23 protein-coding genes and 1 pseudogene are annotated in these 23908 nt (G+C 73.5%); 14 read left to right on the top strand and 10 right to left on the bottom strand.

Translation table 11 applies throughout. The annotated features are described in order from the left end of the window. Positions 1 to 24 precede the first annotated feature (24 nt). Positions 25 to 1044 carry an Lrp/AsnC family transcriptional regulator gene (locus HZZ00_RS20750; protein ID WP_180327838.1) on the bottom strand — a complete coding sequence of 340 codons (1020 nt, stop codon included), beginning with the start codon at positions 1042 to 1044 and terminating at the stop codon, positions 25 to 27. 100 nt (positions 1045 to 1144) lie between these two features. On the opposite strand from HZZ00_RS20750, the gene HZZ00_RS20745 reads away from it, so the two are divergent. Both HZZ00_RS20745 and HZZ00_RS20740 read left to right on the top strand, forming a co-directional pair. Next, the gene (locus tag HZZ00_RS20745) at positions 1145 to 2569 is read left to right on the top strand and encodes an MFS transporter (RefSeq protein ID WP_257584951.1); all 1425 of its coding nucleotides are present in this window, start codon (positions 1145 to 1147) and stop codon (positions 2567 to 2569) included. Continuing rightward, entirely contained in the window at positions 2566 to 3816 is a 1251-nt protein-coding gene (locus HZZ00_RS20740; RefSeq protein ID WP_257584950.1) for an amidohydrolase, read from the top strand. Before HZZ00_RS20745 ends, HZZ00_RS20740 begins: the two co-directional genes overlap by 4 nt. A 173-nt stretch (positions 3817 to 3989) precedes the next feature. Here the strand turns inward: HZZ00_RS20740 and HZZ00_RS20735 are convergent, their stop codons facing one another. Then, positions 3990 to 4850, bottom strand: coding sequence for a helix-turn-helix transcriptional regulator (locus tag HZZ00_RS20735; RefSeq protein ID WP_180327837.1), 861 nt, complete (start codon positions 4848 to 4850; stop codon positions 3990 to 3992). Positions 4851 to 5058: 208 nt separating this feature from the next. Between HZZ00_RS20735 and HZZ00_RS20730 the strand changes: the two genes are divergently transcribed. Next, the gene (locus HZZ00_RS20730; protein ID WP_180327836.1) at positions 5059 to 6231 is read left to right on the top strand and encodes an MFS transporter; all 1173 of its coding nucleotides are present in this window, start codon (positions 5059 to 5061) and stop codon (positions 6229 to 6231) included. Between the two features lie 18 nt (positions 6232 to 6249). Here HZZ00_RS20730 and HZZ00_RS20725 read toward each other — a convergent pair whose 3' ends face one another. Next, positions 6250 to 6705, bottom strand: a complete 456-nt coding sequence (locus tag HZZ00_RS20725) for a nuclear transport factor 2 family protein (protein ID WP_180327835.1) — start codon at positions 6703 to 6705, stop codon at positions 6250 to 6252. Positions 6706 to 6900: 195 nt separating this feature from the next. Beyond that, a complete protein-coding gene (locus HZZ00_RS20720) occupies positions 6901 to 7968 on the bottom strand; it encodes a P1 family peptidase (RefSeq protein WP_180327834.1) in 1068 nt (355 codons plus the stop codon). Between the two features lie 235 nt (positions 7969 to 8203). On the opposite strand from HZZ00_RS20720, the gene HZZ00_RS20715 reads away from it, so the two are divergent. The 3 genes from HZZ00_RS20715 to lysA all read left to right on the top strand — a co-directional run bounded on the left by HZZ00_RS20715 (position 8204) and on the right by lysA (position 11043). Further along, positions 8204 to 9058: a GNAT family N-acetyltransferase gene (locus HZZ00_RS20715; RefSeq protein ID WP_180327833.1), complete on the top strand. Its 855-nt coding sequence runs from the start codon at positions 8204 to 8206 to the stop codon at positions 9056 to 9058. A 219-nt stretch (positions 9059 to 9277) separates the two neighbouring features. After that, positions 9278 to 9694, top strand: a complete 417-nt coding sequence (locus HZZ00_RS20710) for an SAV_915 family protein (RefSeq protein WP_180327832.1) — start codon at positions 9278 to 9280, stop codon at positions 9692 to 9694. 14 nt (positions 9695 to 9708) lie between these two features. Further along, positions 9709 to 11043 (top strand): diaminopimelate decarboxylase, encoded by a 1335-nt coding sequence (gene lysA, locus HZZ00_RS20705; RefSeq protein ID WP_180327831.1) that lies wholly within the window; start codon positions 9709 to 9711, stop codon positions 11041 to 11043. 49 nt (positions 11044 to 11092) lie between these two features. Here lysA and HZZ00_RS20700 read toward each other — a convergent pair whose 3' ends face one another. Continuing rightward, positions 11093 to 12064 carry an SDR family NAD(P)-dependent oxidoreductase gene (locus HZZ00_RS20700; RefSeq protein ID WP_180327830.1) on the bottom strand — a complete coding sequence of 324 codons (972 nt, stop codon included), beginning with the start codon at positions 12062 to 12064 and terminating at the stop codon, positions 11093 to 11095. Between the two features lie 56 nt (positions 12065 to 12120). Here HZZ00_RS20700 and HZZ00_RS20695 point away from each other — a divergent pair, with 56 nt between their 5' ends. The 5 genes from HZZ00_RS20695 (at position 12121) to HZZ00_RS20675 (ending at position 15608) form a co-directional block, all read left to right on the top strand. Beyond that, complete coding sequence (locus HZZ00_RS20695; RefSeq protein ID WP_180327829.1) at positions 12121 to 12585, top strand: MerR family transcriptional regulator; 465 nt, start codon at positions 12121 to 12123, stop codon at positions 12583 to 12585. Then, entirely contained in the window at positions 12578 to 12976 is a 399-nt protein-coding gene (locus tag HZZ00_RS20690) for a hypothetical protein (RefSeq protein ID WP_180327828.1), read from the top strand. The genes HZZ00_RS20695 and HZZ00_RS20690 overlap by 8 nt, the downstream gene beginning before the upstream one ends. Positions 12977 to 13035: 59 nt before the next feature. Then, positions 13036 to 13728 carry a TetR/AcrR family transcriptional regulator gene (locus HZZ00_RS20685; protein ID WP_180327827.1) on the top strand — a complete coding sequence of 231 codons (693 nt, stop codon included), beginning with the start codon at positions 13036 to 13038 and terminating at the stop codon, positions 13726 to 13728. A gap of 205 nt (positions 13729 to 13933) precedes the next feature. After that, positions 13934 to 15100, top strand: coding sequence for an NAD(P)/FAD-dependent oxidoreductase (locus tag HZZ00_RS20680; RefSeq protein ID WP_180327826.1), 1167 nt, complete (start codon positions 13934 to 13936; stop codon positions 15098 to 15100). 58 nt (positions 15101 to 15158) lie between these two features. Continuing rightward, positions 15159 to 15608, top strand: a complete 450-nt coding sequence (locus HZZ00_RS20675) for a DNA-binding protein (protein WP_180327825.1) — start codon at positions 15159 to 15161, stop codon at positions 15606 to 15608. Between the two features lie 22 nt (positions 15609 to 15630). Here HZZ00_RS20675 and HZZ00_RS20670 read toward each other — a convergent pair whose 3' ends face one another. The 3 genes from HZZ00_RS20670 to HZZ00_RS20660 all read right to left on the bottom strand — a co-directional run bounded on the left by HZZ00_RS20670 (position 15631) and on the right by HZZ00_RS20660 (position 19774). Next, on the bottom strand, positions 15631 to 16425 hold the full coding sequence (locus HZZ00_RS20670; RefSeq protein WP_180327824.1) for an SDR family NAD(P)-dependent oxidoreductase: 795 nt from the start codon (positions 16423 to 16425) through the stop codon (positions 15631 to 15633). Positions 16426 to 16618: 193 nt separating this feature from the next. Continuing rightward, on the bottom strand, positions 16619 to 18622 hold the full coding sequence (locus tag HZZ00_RS20665) for a glycosyltransferase family 4 protein (protein WP_257584943.1): 2004 nt from the start codon (positions 18620 to 18622) through the stop codon (positions 16619 to 16621). Between the two features lie 321 nt (positions 18623 to 18943). Further along, positions 18944 to 19774 carry an aldo/keto reductase gene (locus HZZ00_RS20660; RefSeq protein WP_180327822.1) on the bottom strand — a complete coding sequence of 277 codons (831 nt, stop codon included), beginning with the start codon at positions 19772 to 19774 and terminating at the stop codon, positions 18944 to 18946. A 256-nt stretch (positions 19775 to 20030) separates the two neighbouring features. Between HZZ00_RS20660 and HZZ00_RS20655 the strand changes: the two are divergent. After that, positions 20031 to 20126, top strand: a pseudogene (locus HZZ00_RS20655). A 174-nt stretch (positions 20127 to 20300) separates the two neighbouring features. Here HZZ00_RS20655 and HZZ00_RS20650 read toward each other — a convergent pair. Then, the gene (locus tag HZZ00_RS20650) at positions 20301 to 20849 is read right to left on the bottom strand and encodes a TetR/AcrR family transcriptional regulator (RefSeq protein ID WP_257584941.1); all 549 of its coding nucleotides are present in this window, start codon (positions 20847 to 20849) and stop codon (positions 20301 to 20303) included. 174 nt (positions 20850 to 21023) lie between these two features. Between HZZ00_RS20650 and HZZ00_RS20645 the strand changes: the two genes are divergently transcribed. Together HZZ00_RS20645 and HZZ00_RS20640 are read left to right on the top strand one after the other, a co-directional pair. Further along, positions 21024 to 22037 carry a zinc-binding dehydrogenase gene (locus HZZ00_RS20645; protein ID WP_180327820.1) on the top strand — a complete coding sequence of 338 codons (1014 nt, stop codon included), beginning with the start codon at positions 21024 to 21026 and terminating at the stop codon, positions 22035 to 22037. A gap of 209 nt (positions 22038 to 22246) precedes the next feature. After that, entirely contained in the window at positions 22247 to 22864 is a 618-nt protein-coding gene (locus HZZ00_RS20640; protein WP_180327819.1) for a hypothetical protein, read from the top strand. A gap of 125 nt (positions 22865 to 22989) precedes the next feature. Here HZZ00_RS20640 and HZZ00_RS20635 read toward each other — a convergent pair whose 3' ends face one another. Further along, positions 22990 to 23715 (bottom strand): dienelactone hydrolase family protein, encoded by a 726-nt coding sequence (locus HZZ00_RS20635; protein WP_180327818.1) that lies wholly within the window; start codon positions 23713 to 23715, stop codon positions 22990 to 22992. Positions 23716 to 23908: the final 193 nt, after the last annotated feature.

Genomic DNA, 23908 nt, shown 5'->3' with positions numbered 1-23908 from the left:
GGCCGCACCCGGTTCGCCCGCCGCTCACCACGGTCGGATCGGGCGGGTCGCGATCCGGCGGCCGTCGGGGGCGAGGAGGTGGCCCATGCGTTTGACGGTGCGGTGGGCGAGGATGCGGTCGGTGATCTCCAGGGACGGCAGGCGCGCGCCGAGCGTGGTCTCGCGGTGCTGGACGGCGCCGATGTCGCGCAGCCAGTAGGTGGCGAGGATGTTGGCGGGGCCGGTGACGGCGGCCACGAGCCGGCATTCGGGCAGGGTGGCGAGCGTGCGGTGGAGCGCGTTGACATCGCGGACCGGGGCCCGGCCGCGGAAGGTCACCGCCACCGGCAGACCGGTCAGCGCCGGGGCCATGTCGCAGCGGAAGGCGACGATGTCGGCCGCGGTGAGCCGGTGCAGCCGCCGCCGGACGGTGGCGGCGCTGGTACCGGTGCGCTGGGCCAGCTCCGCCAGCGGCAGCCGGCCGTCCTCGGCGAGCGCGCGCAGCAGTGCGCGGTCGAGCCCGTCCAGCGGCTGCGCGGCCCCGGCGCCCGGGTCCCCGGCACCGGCCCGGTCCAGCGCGGTGAGCTGAACGGCGTCCAGCGAGCCCAGCCGCCAGCGCGTCCCGTCGGCGTACAGCGATGTCGCGTGCAGGCATTCGACGCCGGTCACGTCGGGCAGCGCGGCCAGCTCCTCGGTGAGGAAGCGGTGCAGGGCGACCGGGTCCGGCGTCAGGACGTCGAGCAGCAGGTCCGCGGTGCCGGGAGCGGTGAGTTCCACGGTGACCGCCTCGGTCAGCTCCGCCACCCGCGCCGCGAGCCGTTCCCGGGCGGCCGGCGCACAGCGCAGCAGCACGAACGCGGTGCAGCGGGTCCGCGCGAAGGTCCGGCCGGGCACCGCGGACAGCCACGCCAGCCCCCGCCGGGTCAGCCGCTCCCAGCGACGGGCCAGCGTCACCGCCGTGGCCCCGAGCAGCGGCGCCAGATCGGACCAGGCGGCGCGCGGGCGGATCTGCAACGCGTGCACGAGAGCGAGGTCCAGCTCGCTGATCATGTCCGAATCCGTCACCCCGGCCGTCCTCCGCGTCTGTTTCCTGCCAAGTTCACCACCGGTTCGGATGGTTGCCGCACTGTAGCCACCACCTCGGGTTCCAGCCAAGGAAGAGGGCGTGACCGTGACCGGAGCAATGCGCCGCGGCCGGGGGCTGCTGGCCTGCATGGCGGTGATCGTGGTGTGCAGCGGGGTGGTGCAGGGCTATCTGACGCCGCTGCTGCCCGTGGTCGGGCGGCGGGTCGGCATCTCGGGCGTCGGCCAGAACGATCTGTATCTGCTGTCCCAGCTGGCGTTCGCCGCGCTGACACCGCTGCTGTCACGATGGGGCGACATCCACGGCCACCGCAGGCTGCTGCGGATCGCCGTCGCCATGGTCGCGGGCGGCTCACTGCTCATCGCCGCGGCCCCGGCGACCGCGACCCTCGCGGTCGGCATGGTGTTGCAGGGCGCCGTCGTGGGCTTCTTCCCGCTGCTGGCCGGAATCCTGCGCTCGCGCGCCCCGGAACACGGCCGTACGGGCATGTCGGTCCTGGTCGGCGCGCTGCTCCTGGCGATCGGCGTGGGCGGTCTGGTCGCCGGGTCGCTGAGCGAGGAGCACGCCTTCGCGGGGCTGTGGACCGCCGTGCCGTTCGCCCTGCTCGCCCTCGCCGCGGCCGTCGCGCTGCCGGACAGCGCGGCACCCCGCGCGGGCCGCTTCAACACCCCGGCCGCGGTGCTGCTGACCGTGGGGCTCGGCGCGCTGGTGCTCGTCCTGGCCCAGGGCGGCACCTGGGGCTGGGCCTCCGCGCGGTCCATCGCGGCGCTGGCCGTGGCGGCGGTGTCGCTGACGGCCTGGATCGGCGTCGAACGGCGCTCCGCCCACCCCCTGGTGGACGTCGGACTGCTGCGCAACCCCCGGCTCGCCGTCGTCAGCGCGCACACCTTCTGCGCCGCGTTCGGCACGATCGGCTTCCTCGGCGCGAACGCCGTGTTCCTGGGCGCGGACCCGGACGGCGACGGCTACGGCCTGGGGCTGGGCTCCCAGGCGATCGCGCTGGTCTCGCTCGCGATGGTCGTCGCCGGCTGCGCGGGTTCCGCCGCCACACCGCGGCTGGCCCGGCTGGCCGGCGACCGTACGGCCCTCGCGGCGGGCGGCTGCGTCGGCGCGGCCGGCTTCCTGCTGCTGGTGTTCCTGCACCGCACGCTGCCCGAATACCTCCTCGGCGCCCTGGTGGTGGGGGCCGCCACGGGCATGTTCGAGGCCGCCACCCGGACGCTGTCCGCGGAGGTCGTCGAGGAGGCCGAGACCGCCCTGTCCGTCGGCCTGAACGAGCTGGCCCTCTCCCTCGGCGCGGCCATCGGCGCCGCCGTGATCGGCGCGCTCTTCGCCGCCCACCCGGCCATCGGCCGGGGCGTCGGCCCGGCAGGCTACCTGTGGTCCTGGTCGGTGTGCGCCACCGTCGCGCTGGCCGGCGCCGCGGTCGGCCTGCTCCTGCGGGAGACGGCCGCACCGGGCCGGGCGCAGGCGTTCGGACCGGCGGCGAGCGGGGAGGCGGCATGAGCGACCGTACGACGGACACGGCGGACGGCGGGACCGGGAGCCGGGGGGAGGCGCACCGCGAACGAGCGATGACCGAGGCCGCGGACACCGTGCGCCGCGCCCGGGACACCCTCGTCGGGCTGAGCCACAGCCTGCACGCGGAGCCCGAGACCGCGATGCGGGAGTACAAGTCGGCCGCGAAGGTCGCGGCGGTGCTCGACAGCGCCGGGTTCTCGGTGACCCCGGGGGCCGGCGGCCTGCCCACCGCACTGATCGGCACCTACGGCACCGGAGACCTGGTGGTGGCCCTGTGCGCCGAGTACGACGCGCTGCCGGGGATCGGCCACGCCTGCGGGCACAACGTCAACGGAGCCGCGGCGGTCGGCGCGGCACTGGCCCTCGCGGCGGTGGCGGACTCCGTCGGCATCACCGTCAGACTCGTGGGCACCCCGGCGGAAGAGGACATCGGCGGGAAGGCGCTGCTGCTGGAGGCGGGCGTGTTCGACGACGTGGCGGCGGCCATGATGGTGCACGCCGCGCCGGAGGACTCCGTCGGCGCGTCCTCGCTGGCCGTCGGCGCCTGGGACGTGACCTTCCGCGGCCGGCCCGCCCATGCCGCGCTCGCTCCGTGGGAGGGCGTCAACGCCCTCGACGCGATGACGCTAGCCCACACCGCGGTGGGCCTGCTGCGCCAGCAGCTCCCGCCCGGCACCCTGGTCCACGACATCGTGCTGGAGGCCGGTCACGCGGTCAACGTCATCCCCGAACTGGCGCGAGGCCGCTACGAGTTGCGGGCCCGCACCACCGAAGACCTCGGCCGGGCCCGGGAACGGGTGCGGGCCTGCCTCGAAGCGGGTGCCCTCGCCACCGGGGCGGAACTCGAACTCACCGCCCACGGACGCGACTTCGCCGATCTGCGGCAGGACCCCTTCCTCACCGCCGCCTATGTGCGGGCCGCCCGCGCCCTGGGCCGCGAACCGGTTCCCCGGCACGGCGAGGTCATGGCCTCCACCGACATGGGCAACGTCTCGCACGCCGTGCCGTCCCTGCACCCGACCATCGGCTACGACACCGGGGGAGCCCTTCAGCACACCGAGCCGTTCGCCCGTCACGGCACCGGCCCCGGCGCGGACCAGGCCGTCGTGGACGGCGCGACCGCCCTGGCCCGGGTGGGCGTCGAGCTGGCCACGGACCCCGCCGTCCGGCAACGGTTCCTGGACCTGGTCGGCGAGCGGACGGCGGGCGGCGCGCCCGGCGACCGGGGCTGACCGGTGCCGTTCCGCGGGCCGCTCGGCCGCTCCGACCGACCGCACCCGGGGCCCGCGTCCCGCCCGGCCCCGGGACCGCCACCCCCTGCCCTGCCCCTCCTGCGCCTGCTCGTCCTCTCCTGTCCTGCCAGGGACATCCGGCCAACCGCGCCCGCCTCGCCCGTCCCGGCGCCTCACCCGCCCTGGAGCCGCCGCAGGGCCTCCTCGGCGGCCCGGTCGTCGGGCAGATAGGCCAGGAAGTGATGGCCGGGCTCCTCGACGGCGGCCAACTTCACGTACCGCAGCCGGAGTTCGCCCGCCGTCGGGTGCCGGAAGCGGCGCACCGAGGGATGGAAGGCGGCGGTCTCCCGGTGCTCGTACCAGCGGGCCGCGTCGGCGTCGTACCGCAGTTCCTCGACGAGTTCGGCGAACCGCGCGTCCCGCGGCCGGCGGGCGGCCCGGGAGCGGAACTGGCCGAGCAGCGCCCGGGCGTCCTGCTCCCAGTCGACGAGCAGGGTCCGGGCCGGCGGCCAACGGAACACCAGCCACAGGAGGTTGCGCTGTTTGGGGTGCAGCCGCGCGGGATCGGTCAGCAGTGCCGCGTACCCCGCGTTCCAGGCCAGCAGGTCCCAGTGCGGGTCGAGCACCACGGCCGGGTGGGGCGTCATGGCCCGCACCAGGCTCAGCAGATTGGGCGACACCCAGGTGGGGGCGTCGGACGGCGGGTCGTCCGCCACGAAGGACAGCACGTGCGCCGTCTCCGCTCCGTCCAGCCGCAGCGCCCGCGCCACCGCCCGCAGCACCTGTTCCGAGGTCCGCACCCGCCCCTGCTCCAGCCACGTGTACCAGGAGACGCTGATCCCGGCGAGTTCGGCCACCTCGGCCCGGCGCAGCCCCGGCGTGCGGCGCCCCGGGCCGTCCGGCAGACCCACGTCCCCCGGCGTCAGCCGCTCCCGGCGGGACCGCAGGAAGGCACCCAGCTCCCGGCGGGGGAGTTCCCGTACCCCGGTCGCCGAAGCCCCGGCCGTGGCGGCTCCCGGCCTGCCGCGCGTCATCGTTGCCCCTCCTCGCCGCAGCGGGCGCCCGCCCGGTGCCGGCCCCCTCGTCCGATGCTGCCGCGACCAGGGTTCGGGTCGCACCGGCAGGCTGTGAGCGATCGTAATAGGCAGCGAACTCCGCCCCCACGGCCCCGGTGCTGGACTGGTGCCGGACCGCGACCGCCGCGGTCCGCGTCCTCGTCCGACCTCCAGGAAGGAGCGCCGCGTGGTCAGCACCACCGCGCCGCGACCGGTGGCCGCCCTGTCCCCGTCCGCCCTGCGACTGCTGCGCACCGCCGGTTTCGTCAGCAACTTCGACCGCTTCTGCATCGCCCCCATGCTGGTCCTGATCGGCCCCGACCTCGGGGTACCGCTCGCCACCGTGGTGCTGGCCGCGAGCGGCTACTACCTGGCCTATGGGCTGACGCAGCCGGTGTGGGGCGCCGCCAGCGACCGGTGGGGCCGGGTGCGGGTGATGCGGGTGTCGCTGGCCGGGGCGGCGCCGGCCGCGCTGGTCTCGGCCCTCGCCCCCGACGCGCCCGTGCTGATCGGGGCCCGCGTGCTCACCGGCGCGTGCTTCGCCGCCGCCATACCCGCCTCGCTGACCTACGTCGGCGACACCGTGCCCGCCGCGGTACGGCAGCGCCCGCTCAGCGAACTGATGACCGCGTTCGCCCTGGGCACCGCCCTGGCCACCGCCGTCGCCGGGGCGCTGGCCCACTACCTCACCTGGCGGCCGGTGTTCGCCCTGCCCGGTGTCCTCGCCGGCTTCCTCGCCGTGGGCCTGCGCCGCCTGCCCGAACCCGCGCGGCCCCGCCCCGGGGCGCTGCTCGCGCCCTTCGGTACGGTCCTGCGCTCGCGCTGGCAGTGGTACGTCATGGCGGTGGCCCTGCTGGAAGGAGCGGTGCTGCTCGGCTTCCTGACCTATCTCGCCCCGGCCCTCGAAGCGCACGGGGTGCCCGTCGCCCTCGCCGGCGCGGTGGCGGCCCTGTACGGGGCGGGGGCCATGGCGGCGTCCCAGGCGGTGAGACGGCTCGTGGGCCGGTGGTCCCCGGCGGCCCTGATCGCGGCCGGCGGCGCCCAGACGGCCGTGGCCTACCTGCTCGCCGGGTACCGGCAGTCCACCGGTCCGCTCGTCGTGGCCGCGCTGCTCCTCGGCGGCGGCTGGTCCTTCCTGCACTCCACGGTCCAGTCGTGGGCGACCACCCTGTGCCCGGCGGCCCGGGCGACCGGCGTGGCCCTGTTCGGCGTGGCCCTGTACGGAGGCGGCGCCCTGGCCGGCGGGCTGGCCGCCGCCACCGCGCAGGCGGGCGCGTACCGGCCGCTGTTCTGGCTGGCCGCGCTGCTCAGCGTGCCGCTGACGGTGGCCGCGGCCGCGGGACGGGCGCGGTACCGGTGAGCGCCGCGACTGCTTGCCTCACTCCAGGGGGAGGTCGGGTTCCTCGGCCGTGCGCGGACCGAAGTAGCGCCGGTCGGCCTCCTCGATGGGGACGTCGTTGATCGAGGCCTCGCGGCGGCGCATCAGGCCGTTGTCGGCGAACTCCCACAGCTCGTTGCCGTAGGAACGGAACCACTGGCCTTCCGCGTTGTGCCATTCGTACTGGAAGCGGACGGCGATGCGGTTGCCGTCATGGCTCCACAGGCTCTTGCGCAGCACGTAGTCGAGCTCGTGCTCCCACTTGTCGGTGAGGAAGCGGACGATCTCGTCGTGCCCGGTGAGGAAGAGGTCCCGGTTCCGCCAGACCGAGTCCTCGGTGTAGGCGAGGGCGACCCGCTGCGGGTCACGGGTGTTCCAGACGTCCTCGGCGGCCCGCACCTTGGCCTGGGCGCCTGCGAGGTCGAACGGGGGCAGGGGCGGACGTACTTCGGTCATGGCGGGCTGTCCTTCGCGGTCTGCTCGGTCGATCGGCCTCGGCACGGCGCGGGACGCCCGGGGCGGACGCGGCGCCGGAGGGGTGGACATGCCAGCAAGGTACTTGATCTCGGCCGTGTTCCCTTCGTCCCGGACGACATCTCGCCCGCGGCCACCGCCCGATCCGCCGTGGACGCCCGCGCGCACCCGGAGACCTCAATTCCCGGACGGCCTGCCGCCGAGGACGTCGAGCAGCCGGTCCGCGGGCAGCGCCGGCAGGGTGCGGCCGGCGAAACCCGTGGTCGTCGTCGCGGCGAGCAGGGAGTTGAGCACGGCTTCCTCGACGGCGTCCAGGACGGCCTCGAACAGCGGACCCAGGGCGGCGTCCGCCGGCGGGGCACCGGCCGCCGGGCGGGTGCCGAAGGCGAGGGCGTAGTCGCCGCTGCCGTGGCCGTAGGCGGCGCCCGTGCGGGCCAGCGCGAACACGGCCCGCCGTGCGACGCGGGTGAGCTGCCGGGCGTCCAGCGGGGCGTCCGTGGCCACCACGATCATGCAGGAGCCGTGCTCCGCGGCCGGGCCCGTGTCACCGGTCAGACCGAGCGACCGCGGGGTGACGGTGCGGCCGAGCACCCGCAGGGTGCCGCCGAAGTTCGCCTGCACCAGCACCCCGGCCGTGTACCGGCGGCCCGCCAGCTCCGGTGTGCGCGAGGCGGTGCCGATGCCCGCCTTGAAGCCCAGGGCGCCCGTGCCGGTGCCCGCGCCGACACAGCCCTCGGCCACCGGCCCGCCGGTCGCCTGGTCGAGGGCGGCCCGCACATGCTCCTCGCGCACCGGCCGGGAGCGGATGTCGGACAGGAAGCCGTCGTTGCACTCGCCCACGACCGGATTGAGACTGCGCACCTCGGCGCAGTCCGGCCGTTCCAGCATCCACCCGACGACGGCGTCGGCGACCCGGAACGCCGACAGGGTGGAGGTCAGCAGCACCGGGGTCTCCAACGTGCCCAGCTCGGACAGCTGGGTGGTGCCGATCAGCTTGCCGTAGCCGTTGCCGGTGAACACCCCGGCGGGCAGCGGATCACGGGGGCCGACCGTATCGGGCACGACGGCGGTCACCCCGCTGTGCACATCGGGGTGCCGGCGGACGGTGGCGTGCCCGACCCGCACCCCCGGCACATCGGTGATCGCGTCGAGCGGGCCGGGAGCGAACTCCCCGACGAGGATGCCGAGATCGCGGGCCCGGGGCCGGGCGGCCCGCGCTGACCCGAGGTGAGCCGTGGGTTCCATACGGCCGCACGCTACCGGCGGGACACCGATCGCCGCGTACGTCCGCGAGCCGGCCGCCGCCGACCCGGGCGCCCGGGGGACCGTGCCGATCCCGGAGACCCCGCCGGGAACGACGGCGGCAGCGACTGCCGGAGAACCAGTGGGGCGTGGTGATGGCCCGCGCCGGGCCGGACACGAACGCGGCGATCTGCCGTCTCAGGTGACCCCGGGCCCCGCACCGCGGGGATGATGAGGCATGCGCCCGGATGACTGGCACCTCACCGAAGACGCCGACGACTTCCTCGCCCGAGCCGGGGTCTTCCTGCGTTCGCGCCCCGCCCTGCACACCATGGCACTGACAGTGCTCGAAAGGCTGCGCACCCACGGAACGCGTGAACTCGGCCCCGGATCACCCCTCTTCGGCCTCCTGGAGTCGGACGGCCGGACCGACGCAGCGTTCTTCCACCTGCCCTCACGCGGTCTCAACCCCACCCCCCTCGCCCCCGGCCAGGCCGACGCCCTCGCCGCCCGCCTGGCCGCCGTCGGGCACACCCACCCCTACGTCACCGCGGACCACGAGACCGCCACCGCCTACGCCGAGGCATGGCACCGGCACACCGGCGCGACCCCTGCCCCGCGCATCCGGATCCGCCTGTACCGCCTGGGCACCCTGACCCCGCCGAACCCCCTCCCGGGGGGCCGGCCCCGGCCGTCCTCCGCCTACCACCAGGACCGGCTTCTCCAGTGGGTCCGCGACTTCGCCGCATCCGTCGGGGAAACCCCGACCACCGCCGACTCCTGGCCCACCTCCCGCTTCGCCGACAAACACTTCACCTTCTGGGAGGCCCCGGACGGCACCCCCGTCTCCCTCGCCGGCTCCACCGCACTGATCGGCGGCATGGTCCGGGTGGACCCCGTGTACACCCCGCCCCGCCTCCGGGGCCGCGGCTACGCGAGCGCCGTGACGGCCGAGGTCACCCGAGCCGCCCTGGCCGCGGGCGCGACCGACGTCGTCCTCTTCGCCGACCCCGAGAACCCCACCAGCAACGCCCTTTACCAGCGGCTGGGCTACGAGCGGCTGACGGACTGGGCCGTGTACGACTTCTCGTAGAAGGGGCACGCGGTCCGGCTCCGCCCGAGAGGGCCGGGCTCGGCGCGACGAGGCGTCAGTATCCCGTCAAGTCCGCACCGGTCCTCGTCAGTGTCCCGTCAGGGCCGGTTCCCCGGCCGGGGCGGCGGCATACCGTCGACACAGAGCCCCGGTCCGCTTCCTCCGGGCGTCCGGGGCTTCCTTCCCCTTCGCACACGCTGCCCTTCCGGGAGGCACCCCATGACGGAACTCCGGCACGGCGACGAACACGGCGACGAGCCCGAGCCCCCTGATCGGCCCCCGGCCGGACTCCTGTACGTCCCGGTCCGGCCGGGCACCTTCGGATGCGCGACCCGCCTCTTGCGCACACCGCTCGGCGAACGCACCGCCGTCGCCTTCACCTCCGCCGGCCGGCTGACCGCCGCCCTGGGCCCCGACCAGGCGTGGATCCGGCTGGCGGAACCCGCCCTGCGCACGCTGACCGCGCCACTCGGCGTCACCACCTTGACGGTGGACCCACAGCTCACCGCTTCCTCCCCGGCCCAGGCGCCGGTGCCCCGCTCCCGCAGCCGCACCAGCGGCCCGCGAGCCGTCGGCGCGGTCCACGCGACCACCGCGACGGCACTCGTCTGCGTACCGACGAAGTGGATCCGCTGAGAGGGACCCGCACGATGACCACCATCCACGAACCCGCCGTCGCGCACGCCATGGGGGACCTGTCCCTCTGGCCCGCCTCCACCACGCACGCCGGCCACGGTGACCTGGCCGTGGGCGGCGTCCCGCTCACCGAGATCGCCGAGCGCTTCGGCACTCCCGTCTACGTCATGGACGAGGCCGAGGTCCGTGACCGCTGCCGCACCTACCGGGCCGCCTTCCCCGACGCCGAAATCCTCTACGCGGCCAAGGCGTTCCTCTGCCGCGCCATGGCCCGCTGGGCTGACGAGGAGGGCCTCGGCCTGGACGTCTGCTCCACCGGTGAACTCCAACTCGCCGTTACCACCGGCTTCCCGCCCGAACGGATCGTGCTGCACGGCAACGCCAAGACGCCCCGCGACCTGGAGACCGCCCTGCGCCTGGGCGTCGGCCGCATCGTCATCGACAGCCCCTCCGAGATCGCCCGGCTGGCCGCCGCGGTCGGACCCGGCGGCCGTCAGAAGGTGATGGTCCGCGTCGTCCCCGGCATCGACGCGGGCGGCCACGCCAAGATCCGCACCGGCACCGAGGACCAGAAGTTCGGCCTCTCCATCCGCGACGGCTACGCCCAGCACGCCATCGCCCGCATCCTCGACCAGCCCCGGCTGGAACTGACCGGCCTGCACTGCCACTTGGGCTCCCAGATCACCAGCGTCAAGCCCTATCTGGTCGCCGTGCGCCGGATGACCGGACTGATGGCCCGCCTGCACCGGCAGCACGGGCTGGTGCTGCGCGAACTCGACCTGGGCGGCGGACACGGCGTCGCCTACCGCCCCGGCGAGCAGGCGCTGGACCCGACCTCGCTGGCCCACCGGGTGAGTGCCGAACTGACCGGCGCCTGCGCGGCGGCGGGGCTGCCCGTGCCGCGCCTGATCATCGAACCGGGCCGGGCCATCGCCGGCCCGGCCGGAGTCTCCCTCTACCGCGTGCTGTCCGTGAAGCACACCGGCGAGACGGTGTTCGTGGCGGTGGACGGCGGCATGAGCGACAACCCGCGCCCGGCCCTGTACGGCGCCGGCTACACCCCACGCCTGATCGGCCGCCCCGCCACGCCCGAACGGGCCCAGGCGACGGTGGTCGGCCGGCACTGCGAAGCGGGCGACGTCATCGCCGAGGCCGTGTCCCTCCCCACGGACATCCGCCCCGGCGACCTGCTCGCCGTCCCCGTCACCGGCGCCTACCACTTCTCCATGGCCTCCACCTACAACCTGATCGGCCGGCCACCCGTCGTCGCCGTACACAACGCCCACGCCCGCCTGCTCGTCCGCCGGGAGACCCTGGAGGACATCCGCCGCAGGGACGTGGGCCTCTGATCCGACACCGGTGACCGGGTGCCGGACACGGGCCTGCGGCCCGGCCCGGTCACCCGGGGACGGGGCGGGCGCCGGTCGCCGCCAGGGACAGGTCCCAGAGCCGGGCGGCCGCGTCGGGCTCGACCGCGTACGCGCGCACTCCGCCGTCGTCCATCGGGCGGTCGGCGGCGGAGACGACCGCGATGTCGCAGTCCTCCAGGTAGAGCCCGCCCCGGCCGTCGAGGAGGGAGGACGTGGCCGCCCACAGACCGGTCGCGGCGCCCTGGGAAGGCGTCTTGAAACCGGCGCCGATCACCTTGCCGTCCGCGTCCACCCAGCCGCGGTCCATCTGTTCCCGGAGCGTCATCTCCCGCTGGAGGCCGGTGATGATCTTCCCCGGGTGGAGTGCGAACGCCCGTACGCCGTCCGCCCGTCCCAGCGCGTCGAGATGGACGGCGAACAGGGAGTTCGCGGTCTTGGCCTGGCCGTACGCCAGCCACTTGTCGTAGCCGGTGCGGAAGTGCGGGTCGTGCCAGCGGATGCCGGTCAGGGTGTGCCCCGCCGAGCTGTTGACGACGACACGCGCACCGTCGGCGGCGGCCAGAAGGGGGTGGAGCTCGCAGACGAGGAGGAAGTGGCCGAGGTGGTTGACCGCCAACTGGCCCTCCCACCCGGGCCCGACGCGGCGCTCCGGGGTCGCCATCACACCGGCGATGGCCATCAGCACGTCGAGCCGGTCCAGCAAGTCGCTGATCCGCTCGGCTGCCGCCCGCACGCTGCCCGGGTCCGCCAGGTCCATGGCGACGACCTCGGCACCCGCCACGTCCGCGAGCGCCGACCGGGCGAGGTCGGGCCGCCGTGCCGGTACGACGACCCGGGCCCCGGCCGCCGCCAGACTCCGGGTGGTCTCCAGCCCGAGCCCCGAGTAGCCCCCGGTCACCACGGCGGTGGTGCCCGCGAGATCGAGGCCGGCCATGACGTCTTCGGCGGTGCTGAGGGCGGAGAAGGGCGAGCCGGTCGGCCGCTGTTCGGTGGTGGTCATGCGGCCGACGCTACGATCTCGAGCGAGGTCTAGATCAAGTCGTACGGGGGCGGGACATGGCGACCGAGGAGTGGCTGAGCATCGGCGAGGTGGCCGAGCGCACCGGGCTCAGTGTCCACGCACTGCGCTTCTACGAGCGCGAGGGCCTGCTCGTCGGACCGGTCCGGCGCACCGCGGGCGGACGGCGGCGCTACACCGGTCTCGACGTCGACTGGCTGCTGATCTGCGTCAGGCTCCGCGAGTCCGGCATGCCGCTGGCCGACCTCGGACGCTTCGCCGAGCTGGTGCGCCAGGGCCCGGGCAACGAGGCCGAACGCCTGCGCCTCCTCGACGCCCACCGGCAGCGCGTCGACGCCCGGATCGAGGCGCTGGAGGAGTGCCGCTCCATCATCGCCTGGAAGTCCGGCGTCTACGCCGAGCACCTCGCGCGGGGCGAGGCGGGCGGCCTCTGGGATCCGACGGCCCGGGCCATGACGACCGTCGACGGCCCGGGTGACAGGGCGGGCGACGAGCATGAGTGACACGGAGTACGAGTTCCGCACGGCCCGGCCCGAGGACGCCGCGGCCGTCGAGGCGCTCGACGGCTCCTTCACCACCCGCACCGTCTTCCATGTGGCCGTCACGGAGAACGGGTTCGCCCTCCGTGAGGTCCCGGTGGACCCGCCCCTGCGCAAGGTCTTCCCGGCCGAGGAGACAGGAGCCGCCGACGCCCCCGGGGCCGAGGAGGACACGGACAGCCGTACCTTCGTCGCCGTCGCCACGGACGGCAACCTGGCGGGCTTCGCCACCGTCGGCTACGCCGCCTGGAACCGGCGGCTGGGATTCACCTTCTGCGGGCTGGACACGGCGCTCTACGACGGTACCCCCTCGGCGGGCGAACAGGCCCTCTACATGAGCATGCCCTGCCGCTGAGCGGTCGGCGCGAGCGGACCGCGACCGGGCCCGGCGAACGTGTTCGTTACGATCGCGGTGTGACAGCGAGAAGAGAGCCGCTCAGCCGCCGCGAGCGCCCGGCGAAGCCCGCCCTGTCCCGGCAGTGGATCGTGGACACCGCCGTGCGGATCATGCGTGCCGAGGGGCTGGAGAAGGTGACCATGCGCCGCCTCGCACAAGAACTGGACACCGGGCCGGCCTCGCTGTACGTCTACGTCGCCAACACCGCCGAACTGCACGCGGCCGTGCTGGACGCGCTGCTGGGGGAGGTCGAGCTGGCCGGCGCCGCGGCCGGGGACGGTTGGCGCGACCAGCTCCTGGCGGTGCTGACGTCCTACACGCTCGTCCTGTTCGAGCACCCTCAGCTCGCCCGGTCGGCCCTCGTCGCCCGTCCCAGCGGCGAGAACTACCTGCGCCTGGTGGAGCGGATCGTCGACCTGCTCGCCCGCAGCGGCGCTTCCCGCGAGCAGGTCGCCTGGGGCGTCGACAAACTGCTCCAGGACGCCACGGCCACCGCCGCCGAGCAGTCGACGCGGGAGCACGACCCCGCGGCCGAGGACGACTGGAACGCCCTGACCCGCGCACTGCACGCCACGAGCCGGACCACTCATCCGGCGATCGCGGCGCACATGCCCGTTCTGCTCGGCGGTTCCGTGGCGGACCGCATGCGCTGGGGCTTCGACGTCCTCGTCAACGGCATCCTGCACACTCCCGTCCCCGGCACGGACTGACCGCGCCCACTTCCGTCTCCTGCAGCCCTGAGGGCGGGGTCGTCCGTCTTCCGCCTCCGCTCTTGCCCCACGCATCTCCGTCCCGAACTTGTTCGTAACGAACGCGTTCGTTATGTTGAGGGCGTTCGGTCGGCGAGTTCACGGGGGCGGAGCCTCCCGTGGGCTCCGCCATGGCTGCCGCGCACACCACTCCGGGAGGCCCCTGATGACCACCAGCCACTTCCCCGTCGCGATCATCGGCGGGGGACTCGGCGGCCTGACGGCCGCGCGGCTCCTCCACGTCCACGGAATCGACGCCACGATCTTCGAGGCGGAGGCCTCCGCGGGCGTCCGCACCCAGGGCGGCATGCTCGACATCCACGAGGAGGACGGGCAGAAGGCGCTGCGGGCGGCCGGCCTCCACGACGAATTCCGCGAGATCATCCACGAGGGCGGACAGGCCATGCGCCTGGTCGGCCCCGACGGCACCGTGCACCTGCGCGAGGTGGACGACGCCGACCGGGGCCGCCCGGAGGTGGACCGCGGTGACCTGCGCGACCTGCTGCTGAACTCCCTTCCGGACGGAACGATCCGCTGGAACAGCAAGGTGTCCGCAGCCCGGCCGCTGGGCGGCGGACGCCACGAGGTGGCCTTCGCCGACGGTTCCGTCATCACCACCGATCTGCTGATCGGGGCCGACGGCGCCTGGTCGCGGATCCGGCCGCTGGTCTCGGCCGCCCGGCCCGCCTACACCGGCATCTCCTTCGTGGAGACCGATCTGCTGGACGCGGACGCCCGCCACCCGCGCAGCGCGGCCGTCGTCGGCGGCGGGTTCTTCATCTGCCTCGGCGACCGGCGCGGCTTCCTCGCGCACCGGGAGACCGACGGCAGCCTCCACGTCTACACCGCGCTCAAGGTCGACGAGGACTGGCTCGACACGATCGACTTCGGCGACCCCGCGGCCGCCAAGGCGGCGGTCCTCGCCCACTTCGAGGGCTGGGACGAGGGCTTGCGCGGCCTCGTCGCCGACGCCGACGGCACGCTCACGCCCCGCCGCATCCACGCCCTGCCTGTCGGGCACCGCTGGGACCGTGTCCCGGGGGTCACCCTGCTGGGCGACGCCGCGCACCTGATGTCCCCCTTCGCCGGCGAGGGCGCCAACCTGGCGATGCTCGACGGCGCGGAACTCGGTCAGGCGATCGCCGCACACCCCGGCGACGTCGAGGCCGCCCTCGCGGTGTACGAGGAGGCCCTCTTCCCGCGCAGCGAGGCGTCCGCCGCAGGCTCCGCGGCCAGCCTGGACACCATGTTCGGCGAGGACGGCCTGGAAAAGACGGCCGCCTTCTTCGCCGGCGCACAGGGCCGGGAACAGTCTGGTACCGCCCCGGCTTGAACTAGATGTTCAAAACTGACTGTTGACAACATGTCACGCCTCCCCGCATCCTCGTGCCATGTCGTCACCTTCCGACCAGCACACCGACCCCTTCGCGCCGCCGCGGCCCGAGCAGGCGCGCGCGGCCCGCGTCCACGCGTCGCTGCTGCGCATCGCCGAGCGGCACGCGGCCACCGAGGCGCAACGCCACCGCCAGATCCACCCGGTAATCCTCGGGCCGCACGAGGCCGTCAGGCTCGTGTCGTTCCTGCTGAGCGGGGCCGCGCACCCCGAAGACGGCGAACCGGAGGTGGACCAGGCCGACATCACCGCCGCGCTGAGCCTCGTCCCGCTGGTCCGGGCGGAAATGGACGAACTGGAGACCTCGCTCCTCCGGATGGCGCGCGGACGCGGCATGACCTGGCAGGAGATCGCCTTCGGCCTCGGCCTGGGCACCCCGCAGGCGGCCAGACAGCGCTACGAACGTCTGGCGAGCCGCGCCGTGGCCGACGAGGAGGCCACGGAGTAGGGGCGAAGCGGGTGGCCGGGACTCAGGGGAGGATGGAATCGATGTAACCACCGTCGACGCGGAGGGCGCCGCCCGTGGTGGCGGAGGCGAGCGGCGAGGCGAGGTAGACGACCATGTTGGCGATCTCCTCGGGCTCGATGAGGCGTTGCAGCAGCGACTGGGGGCGGTACTTGACCATGAACTCGCGCTGCGCCTCCTCCCAGGGCGGTTCGTCGCCGACGAGTTCGCGGACGAACTCCTCCACGCCGCCCGTGCGGGTCGGTCCGGCGATGACGGAGTTGACGGTGACTCCGGTGCCCGCGGCGTCCTTGGCGAAGCCGCGGCCCACGGCGAGCAGCGAGGTCTTCGTCATGCCGTAATGGATCATCTCGGCGGGGATGACCACCGCCGAGTCGCTGGCGAGGTTGAGGACCCGGCCCCAGCCCCGCTCCTTCATACCGGGCAGACAGGCGCGGATGAGCCGTACGGCGGACAGGACGTTGACCTCGAAGTAGCGCCGCCACTCGGCGTCGTCGATCTCCAGTGGAGCCGCGGAACCGAAGACGCCGAGATTGTTGACGAGGATGTCGACCGCGGGCACGGCCTCCAGCACGGCGGCCGTGCCCTGCTCCGTCGCGAGGTCCCCCGCGGCCCCGGTGACATGCTCGCTGCCGGAGGCGGCCCGCACGTCACGGACCGCGTCCGCGACGCGGTCCTCGCCGCGACCGTTGACGACGACATGCGCACCCGCGCGCGCGAGTCCGACGGCGATGGCGTGCCCGATGCCCTGCGTGGAGCCGGTGACCAGCGCGGTACGGCCGGAGAGATCGATCTGCATCTGCGTCCCTCGTCGAGGTGGTGGGTGCTGCGGCCGTGGCCGGAAACGGGGCTCACCATCCCTGCCCGCCGACCGGCAGCCCGCACACCCGCACCGCCCCGCGATTACGCCATCCGCCGCGCCGGTTCCCACGATCGCCCCGGACCTCCAGGGGTGCGAGGAACCCGTGCGGCGCGAGACCCGGCCGGTGCCGCTACTTCAGGTCGACGGCGTTGACGGACAGGCCGTTGTCGACGGCGTAGTACGGCCGGACGCGGGCCCGTCCGCGCGGCGTGTCCTCGAACACGGTCACGGGGTACACGTACACGTTCTTGCGCTCCCGCACATCGCCGAACCAGCCGGCGACGCGCACCGGTTCGGCGCGGCCCGAGACACGCACCGACAGGTCCCACAGGTCCTGCTGCTCGCGGTGGAGCCGTGCGACGGTCGCACACGTCACGGTGGCGTGCAGCAGCCCGTCCTCGTCACGGTGCCAGGTCGGCTCCAGGACGGGGAGGTCGGTGTCGCCGCGGTGCCGCAGTTCGAACCCCTCGATGTCGGCGTCGGTGCCGAACAGCCGTACCGCCACGCGGATCTCGCCGTTGTCGATGTCGATGTCCTGGGCCTCCGCGTGCACCTCGGCCTCGCGGGCGGTCAGCGCCACGAAACCGTCCACCGTCGTGTAGGGGAGCCAGGACCGCACCGGGGACAGCCGCGGGTCGGGCTGGAAACCGACCAGGCCGCGCAGGTCGAGCAGGTCGCTGCGCAGGCGCTTGCGCGGGCCGTGCGCCGGATCGATCCACAGGTCCCAGACCGCGTTCCCCAATGCCAGGGTGGGCTCGATGGCGGCGCTGACGCCTCCCCGGTCGTCGGGGACCAGCGGCACCCGCAGGGTCGTACGGTTCTCGCCACCGCGCCTGATCAGCAGCAGCTCCCCCTGGTCGACCGGGGCGGTCGCGGCCGGTACGACGCGCAGCGACCCGTCCGAGGCGGCGTGCACGCTGCCGCTCATCCTCGGTGCAGCCTTGGGGGCGGCCGTCCGGGCCGCGTCCGCCTGCTTGGCGCGGGGGCGCAGCAGACGGCTCCAGCGGGAGGGGCGGGCCGGCGCCGCGGTGGAGTCGTGGGCGCCGAGTTCGCGGAACAGCTTCTCGTAACGCATGGCGATCGCCGCGGGGTCGAACCGCGCGGCGTTGCGCAGGGCGGCGGCGCCCATCGCGGCCCGCGCCTCGTCGTCGTCGATCAGCCGGAGCAGGCCGTCGGCGATGGAGTTCACGTCGCCCGGCGTGACCAGCAGGCCGTCCTCGCCGTCCCGGATGATCTCGCGGGGGCCGAGCGGGCAGTCGGTGCTCACGACGGGGACGCCGCAGCGCATGGCCTCCACGATGGTCATGCCGAAGGACTCGCTGTCGGAGGTCACCGCGGCGATCGAGCCCTTGACCCACTCCGCCTCGATGGGCGAGGCCAGGCCCATCAGATGGACCCTGTTGTACAGGCCGAGCTCGTTGATCAGGGCGCGCAGCTTGCCGTGCTGGCTGCCGTCGCCGTAGATCCGCAGCTGCCAGTCGGGATGCTTGGCGGCGACCTTCGCGAAGGCCTGCACGAGCAGGTCGTACCGCTTGACGACGGCGAGGCGCCCCGCGGCGACGATGGTCTTGGCGGCGGGGTCGGCGGGGGACACCGCGGGCGCCGGGACGCTGTTGGGGATGGAGAAGACCGGCAGGCCCGGGATGGCCATGTCGCGCCGGTAGTTCTCGGCGTCGGCCTCGGAGACGGTGACGAACGCGTTCAGACGCGCGTAGTTCTCCTTGAGGTCCGGCAGCAGGGCCTCGGGGTGCGAGGCGAGCGTGATGTGCTCCTGGCCGATGCTCAGCGTGCGTTCGGTGGCGAAGCGCGCGGCGTACACGTTCAGCCCGGGGCGGGTGCCGATGAGCACGTCGGGGGCGTTCTCCCGGAAGTGGGCGGCGGCCCGCTCGTCGGTCATCGTGCTGTACTGGTGGTAACGGGCCTCGGCCGCCGGGAAGACCTCGGCCGGTACGGCCCGGTCCTTCTCCGGCACCTCACGCGTGTCGATCAGGCTGGTCAGCTTGACCCGCGGGTCCACGGCGAACAGCGGTGCGTCCTTGGACTGGAAGACCGAGACGATCTCCACCTCATGGCGCTCGGCCAGCGCCTCGGCGAGATTGATGGTCGTCCGATTTGTCCCACCCAAACCGTACACATTGTGGATAAGAAACGATATTCTCATTTAATTCTCCTAGTGTAAGGCATAGGTGGGGTATGCCAAAGAAGGGGAAAGTGGAATGCGGTTGCTGACTTAGAGCAAGCTGGTAAGAGTATTTCACAAATTTCACCCGATTTTCACGGAGGGGTCATGGGGTTGGTCCCCGTGGGTTCCACGGCCCCGAAACGAGCACGGCTCCTCCCCTCGCGGTGAGGGGAGGAGCCGTGCTCGGTATGGGAGTCGAACCCGCCGACGCGGGATGCCGCCCCCCGAGGGGGTGGGCGGCGGGTGCTCAGACCCGGCCGGGCGGACGCCGGCTCAGTTGAGCTCGTCGGGGTGGGGGCCGGTGCGCAGGTCGCGGTCGAGCGCGGCGATCGCCGTCATCTCCTGCTCCGACAGCGCGAAGTCGAAGACGTCGAGGTTCTCGCGGATGCGGGCCGGGGTGACCGACTTCGGAATCACGATGTTGCCCAGCTGGAGGTGCCAGCGGATGACGACCTGAGCGGGGGACTTGCCGTGCCGGGCGGCGATGTCGGTGATCGCCGGGTCGTCGAGCACCGCGCCCTGGGCGAGCGGGCTCCACGCCTCCGTGGCGATCTCGTGCTCGGCGTGGAAGGCGCGCAGAGCGGGCTGCTGGAGGCCGGGGTGCAGCTCGATCTGGTTGACGGCCGGGGTCAGCGTCGCCCCGTCCAGCAGGCGCTCCAAGTGGCCGGGCTGGAAGTTGGAGACGCCGGCGGCGCGGACGCGGCCTTCCGCGGCGAGGCGCTCCAGGGCCCGCCAGGAGTCCCGGTACAGGTCGCGGGCCGGGGTCGGCCAGTGGATCAGATACAGGTCGACGTAGTCGAGGCCGAGCTTGGCGAGGCTCGTGTCGAAGGCGCGCAGGGTGGCGTCGTGGCCCTGGTCCGCGTTCCACACCTTGGTGGTGACGAACAGCTCTTCGCGAGGCAGCGCGGCGGCGGCCAGGGCGCGGCCGACGCCGGTCTCGTTCCCGTAGATCGCGGCGGTGTCGATGCTGCGGTAGCCGGCCTCCAGTGCCGAGGTCACGGCGGCGGTGGTCTGCTCGTCGGGTACCTGGAAGACACCGAAGCCGAGCTGCGGGATCTCGACGCCGTTGTTGAGGGTGACGGTGGGGATGGGGGAGGAGGCCATGTGTGCGGATGCTCCTTGAGGTGGCGCGGGCCCTGGGGGCGGATGTGCGACTTGCCTGGGTGCCGGTGGGGTCGGGGCCCCTGGCACACACACGGAGAATAGTTGCGGACGCGCCATATGTGCAAACGCGGGTAGTGTGTACGCGGGCTGAGTCGGGGCCCGCAGGCGGTTGTCGGCGTGTCAGCCCCGTGTCAGGGGCCCGTGCCACTCTCTTTCACGTGAGCGACCCCGGCGGCAGAAGGGGGGTCGGGAGCGAGGAGAGGTGCCCGGAGCGGCTGATCGGGGACCAACGAGCCACGCCTCAAGGTCGGATCCCCAGGGGTCCACGCAGGTTCGAATCCTGCCCTCTCCGCATCACGCGGCACGGTGCCCACCGGGAGCACCCCGGTGGGCACCGTGCCGATGCCGTGCGGCCGGCCGGCCTTCCCCGCCGGCCCCGCCGATGCGCGGCGGGACGCATCGCGGACGGGTTCGGTCCCCCGACTCCCATGCCTGTGCGTCATGGTCCAGGGCGTGCCAAGCCGGTTCAGGGGCCCGCCGCTGGTCGGGGGAGTGCGCCGGTGAGCGCGAGGGTGACGAGTCGTGCGGCGAAGTCCTCGTCGAGCGGGGCGCCGCTGATGAGGGCGCGGGTGAACAGGGCGCCGCTGACGGCCTCGATCACCAGGCCGGGATCCGCGTCCGGGGCCAGTTCGCCCCGCTCGATGCCCCGGCGCACCATGACGGCGCCGCGTTCGAGGCGCTCGGTCCAGTAGGGGAGGCGGCGGTCCGGCAGGGAGTCGTCGCGCTCGACGCTCAGCCGGAGCAGCGCCTCGCCCTGCGCCGTCGCGAGCAGCCGCGCCAGCGCGCCGAAGTAGGCGACGAGGTCGTCGTGGACGCGCCCGGTGTCCGGCACGGGCATCGCCGCGTCGAGCTGCTCGGTCAGCGCTTCCAGGATCAGGTTCTCCCGGGTTCCCCACCTCCGGTAGACGGAGGTCTCGTGGACGCCGGCGGCGCGGGCGACGGCGCCGACGGTGGTGCCGGCGAGCCCGTGTTCGGTCAGGACGTCCACCGTGGCGGCGAGAACGGCGGAGCGCATGCGGGCCCCTCGGCGGCGCAAGGGCGGTGCGTGCTGGTCGGAGGAGGCCATGCCCAACCCTAACGCAAGACTACTTGCTTTACCCCCGGGTCGGGCGTACGTTTCATCGCAAGGTGACTTGCGTTAAGGGGTCTCGCGCGCCCCGGGTCGCCGCCGTGTCAAGGAGGCCATGTCATGGAGCAGATGCTCGCCGCCCGGCTGCACATCCCCAGCCGCACCCTGCGGATCGAGGAGGTGGCGAAGCCGGTGCCCGGCCCCGGCCAGGTCCTGGTGAAGGTGGAGGCCGCGGGCGTCTGCCTGTCGGACGTGCATCTGATCGACGGGACCCTCACACCGCTGCTGCTGCGCGGCGACACGGTCACCCTCGGCCACGAGGTGTCCGGCACCATCGCGGAGACCGGGCCGGGAGTCACCCGTTGGACCCCGGGCCGGCGGGTCGTGCTGTACGCAGGCGAGATCCGCGACGGTGTCACCTACACCCGTGGCGTGGACTACGACGGCGGCTGGGCCGAGTACGCGCTCTCCGCCGAGGGCGCCCTCACCGAACTGCCCGACGCCATCCCCTTCGACCAGGGCGCGATCATCCCGGACGCGGTCTCCACCCCGTGGGGCGCCATCACCGTCACCGGTGCCGTGAAGCCCGCGGAGGCGGTCGGTGTCTGGGGTGTCGGTGGACTCGGTGTCCACGCCGTCCAGTTGCTGCGGGCCGTGGGCGCCTGCCCCGTCATCGCGGTCGACCCCAATCCCACCGCCCGCGAGCGCGCCCTCGTCCACGGCGCGGACCTGGCACTCGACCCGGCCGACCCGGCGCTGCGCGAGCGGATCGGCGCGGCGACCGGCGCCGCGGGTCTCGCCGCCGCGTTCGACTTCGCCGGTGTGCCGGCCGTGCGCGAGCAGGCGCTGAAGATGCTCGCGCCCAAGGGGCGGCTGGTGCTCGTGGGCCTGACCGACAAGCCGCTGACCGTCGCCGACGGCACCCGCTTCAGCTACCTCCAGCAGCAGATCCTCGGCCACTACGGCTCCGACATGCCGGTCGCGCTGCCGCAGTTGCTGTCCCTGCTCCAGGGCGGCCGGCTGGACTTCTCCGGGTCGATCAGCGGCGAACTCCCGCTCGCGCAGGCCGCCGAGGCGGTGGAGCGGCTGGAGAACAAGACCGGCGACCCGATCCGGCTGATCCTGCGTCCCTGACCGCGAGCCGCCCGCCCCGGGCCGTGCCCCACGCATCGCCACGGCCCGGCTCCAGGCCGGTTCGCGCCAGTCGGTGTGCGTGTATCGGCCATCTGTGTCACAGGTGTGTCTCAGCGAACTCCGAGGTGCAACTGGGCCGCCGATCTCCCTGTCTGGATGGGCAGTAGGCCCGCTCACCAGGAGCGGGAGCCGCCCTGAGGGGGAATCTGATGCGCGTTCGGAAGTTCTCGATGCTCGCTGTCGCCGGTGTGGCCGTCGGTCTGTCGCTCACGGCCTGCAGCGGCAGCGGCAGTGGCTCGGACGGCGCCTCGTCCTCCTCCAGCCCTTCCGTGACGGCCAGTTCGTCGGCCGGTTCCACGAGCAGCGCACAGCCCGGCTCCCCGGCCGGCAAGACCGGCGCGGGCTCGGCCACGACCACGAGTTCGGGCAGCGCGAAGAAGTCCGGCGTCAGCTGCACCAACCAGATCGACTACGCCGGTGACCCGCGGTCCAACGCGGAGATCAACAGCATCGGCGAGCAGACGGGCCACTGCCCGGCACCGGAGAAGGGCAGCAAGCCCGCCGGCACGCCGAAGAAGCCCGGTGTCAGCTGCACCAACCAGATCGACTACGCGGGCGACCCGCGGTCCAACGCGGAGATCAACTCGGTGGGCGAACAGACGGGTTACTGCCCGGCACCGGAGAAGGGCAGCAAGCCCGCCGGCACGCCGAAGAAGCCCGGGGTGAGCTGCACGAACCAGATCAACTACGCCGGTGACCCGCGCTCCAACGCCGAGATCAACAGCATCGGCGAGCAGACCGGCTACTGCCCGCCGGTCCAGCACTGAGCCACCGAACTGGCCGCACGCGCGGCGCGCGGACGCCATGCCGGTCCACGGTCCCAGCTTCGGGCAACACCGCCTGACGGTCGACAGGCATGGTCCGCGGCCCGGAATCGCGGTCGCCGGCCAGGTCACTCCGTTACGGTCAGGCACTCGGTGAGCAGATCGACGACGTCGTGCCAGGCTCGCTGGGCGTGCCGTGGGTGGTAGCCGACGCCGGGGACCGTGGGGTGGTCGACCGGCGGATGGTGGAAGGCGTGCAAGGCGCCGCCGTAGACCACGAGGCGCCAGTCGACACCCGCGGCCTGCATCTCGGCGGTGAACGCTTCCCGTTGCGCGGGCCCCATGATCGGGTCCTCCGACCCGACGCCGGCCCACACCGGGCAGCGAATGCGCGCCGCCTCGCCCGGTCGGCCCGTGGTCAGCGCGTTGACTGTCCCGATCGCACGCAGGTCGACGCCGTCGCGCCCGAGTTCCAGCCCGACGGCGCCCCCGGTGCCGTAGCCGACGGCGGCGATCCGGTCGGGGTCGGTCCGCGGCTCGGCGCGCAACACGTCGAGCGCCGCATGACCGATGCCCCGCATCCGGTCGGGGTCGGCGAGCAGCGGCATGCAACGGGCCAGCATCTCCTCCGGATCACCCAGATAGCGCCCGCCGTGAAGGTCGAAGGCCAGCGCCACGTATCCCAGCTCCGCGAGAGCATCGGCCCGGCGGCGCTCGACGTCGCTGAGTCCCATGCCCTCCGGACCGAGCAGCACCGCGGGCCGGCGATCGGCTCCGGCCGGGAGTGCGAGGTGCCCGATCATCGTCAGACCGTCGGCCGGGTACTCGACCGTGCGGGTGGCAATCGTCGTCATACGACCGGACTGTAGTGAGCGGCGAGTGCGGTCGGTCCGCTGTTCCGCCGCAGGCGGAACAGTGCGGGTCCCTCCGCGACGCGGCGGTGGGACAGGGCGCGCGCCGTGCCGGCTGTCTACAACCTTTCATCTTCCCAGGTCGTCCAACTCGCCGCCCGATTCTGATCATTACATCGGGCTGTTGTCCGACTCA

The sequence above is a fragment of the Streptomyces sp. NEAU-sy36 genome (assembly GCF_013423905.1).
GTDB classification, from domain to species: domain Bacteria; phylum Actinomycetota; class Actinomycetes; order Streptomycetales; family Streptomycetaceae; genus Streptomyces; species Streptomyces misionensis.
The sequence above is the reverse complement of the archived record's forward strand: the minus strand, read 5'-3'. Positions and strand labels throughout refer to the sequence as shown.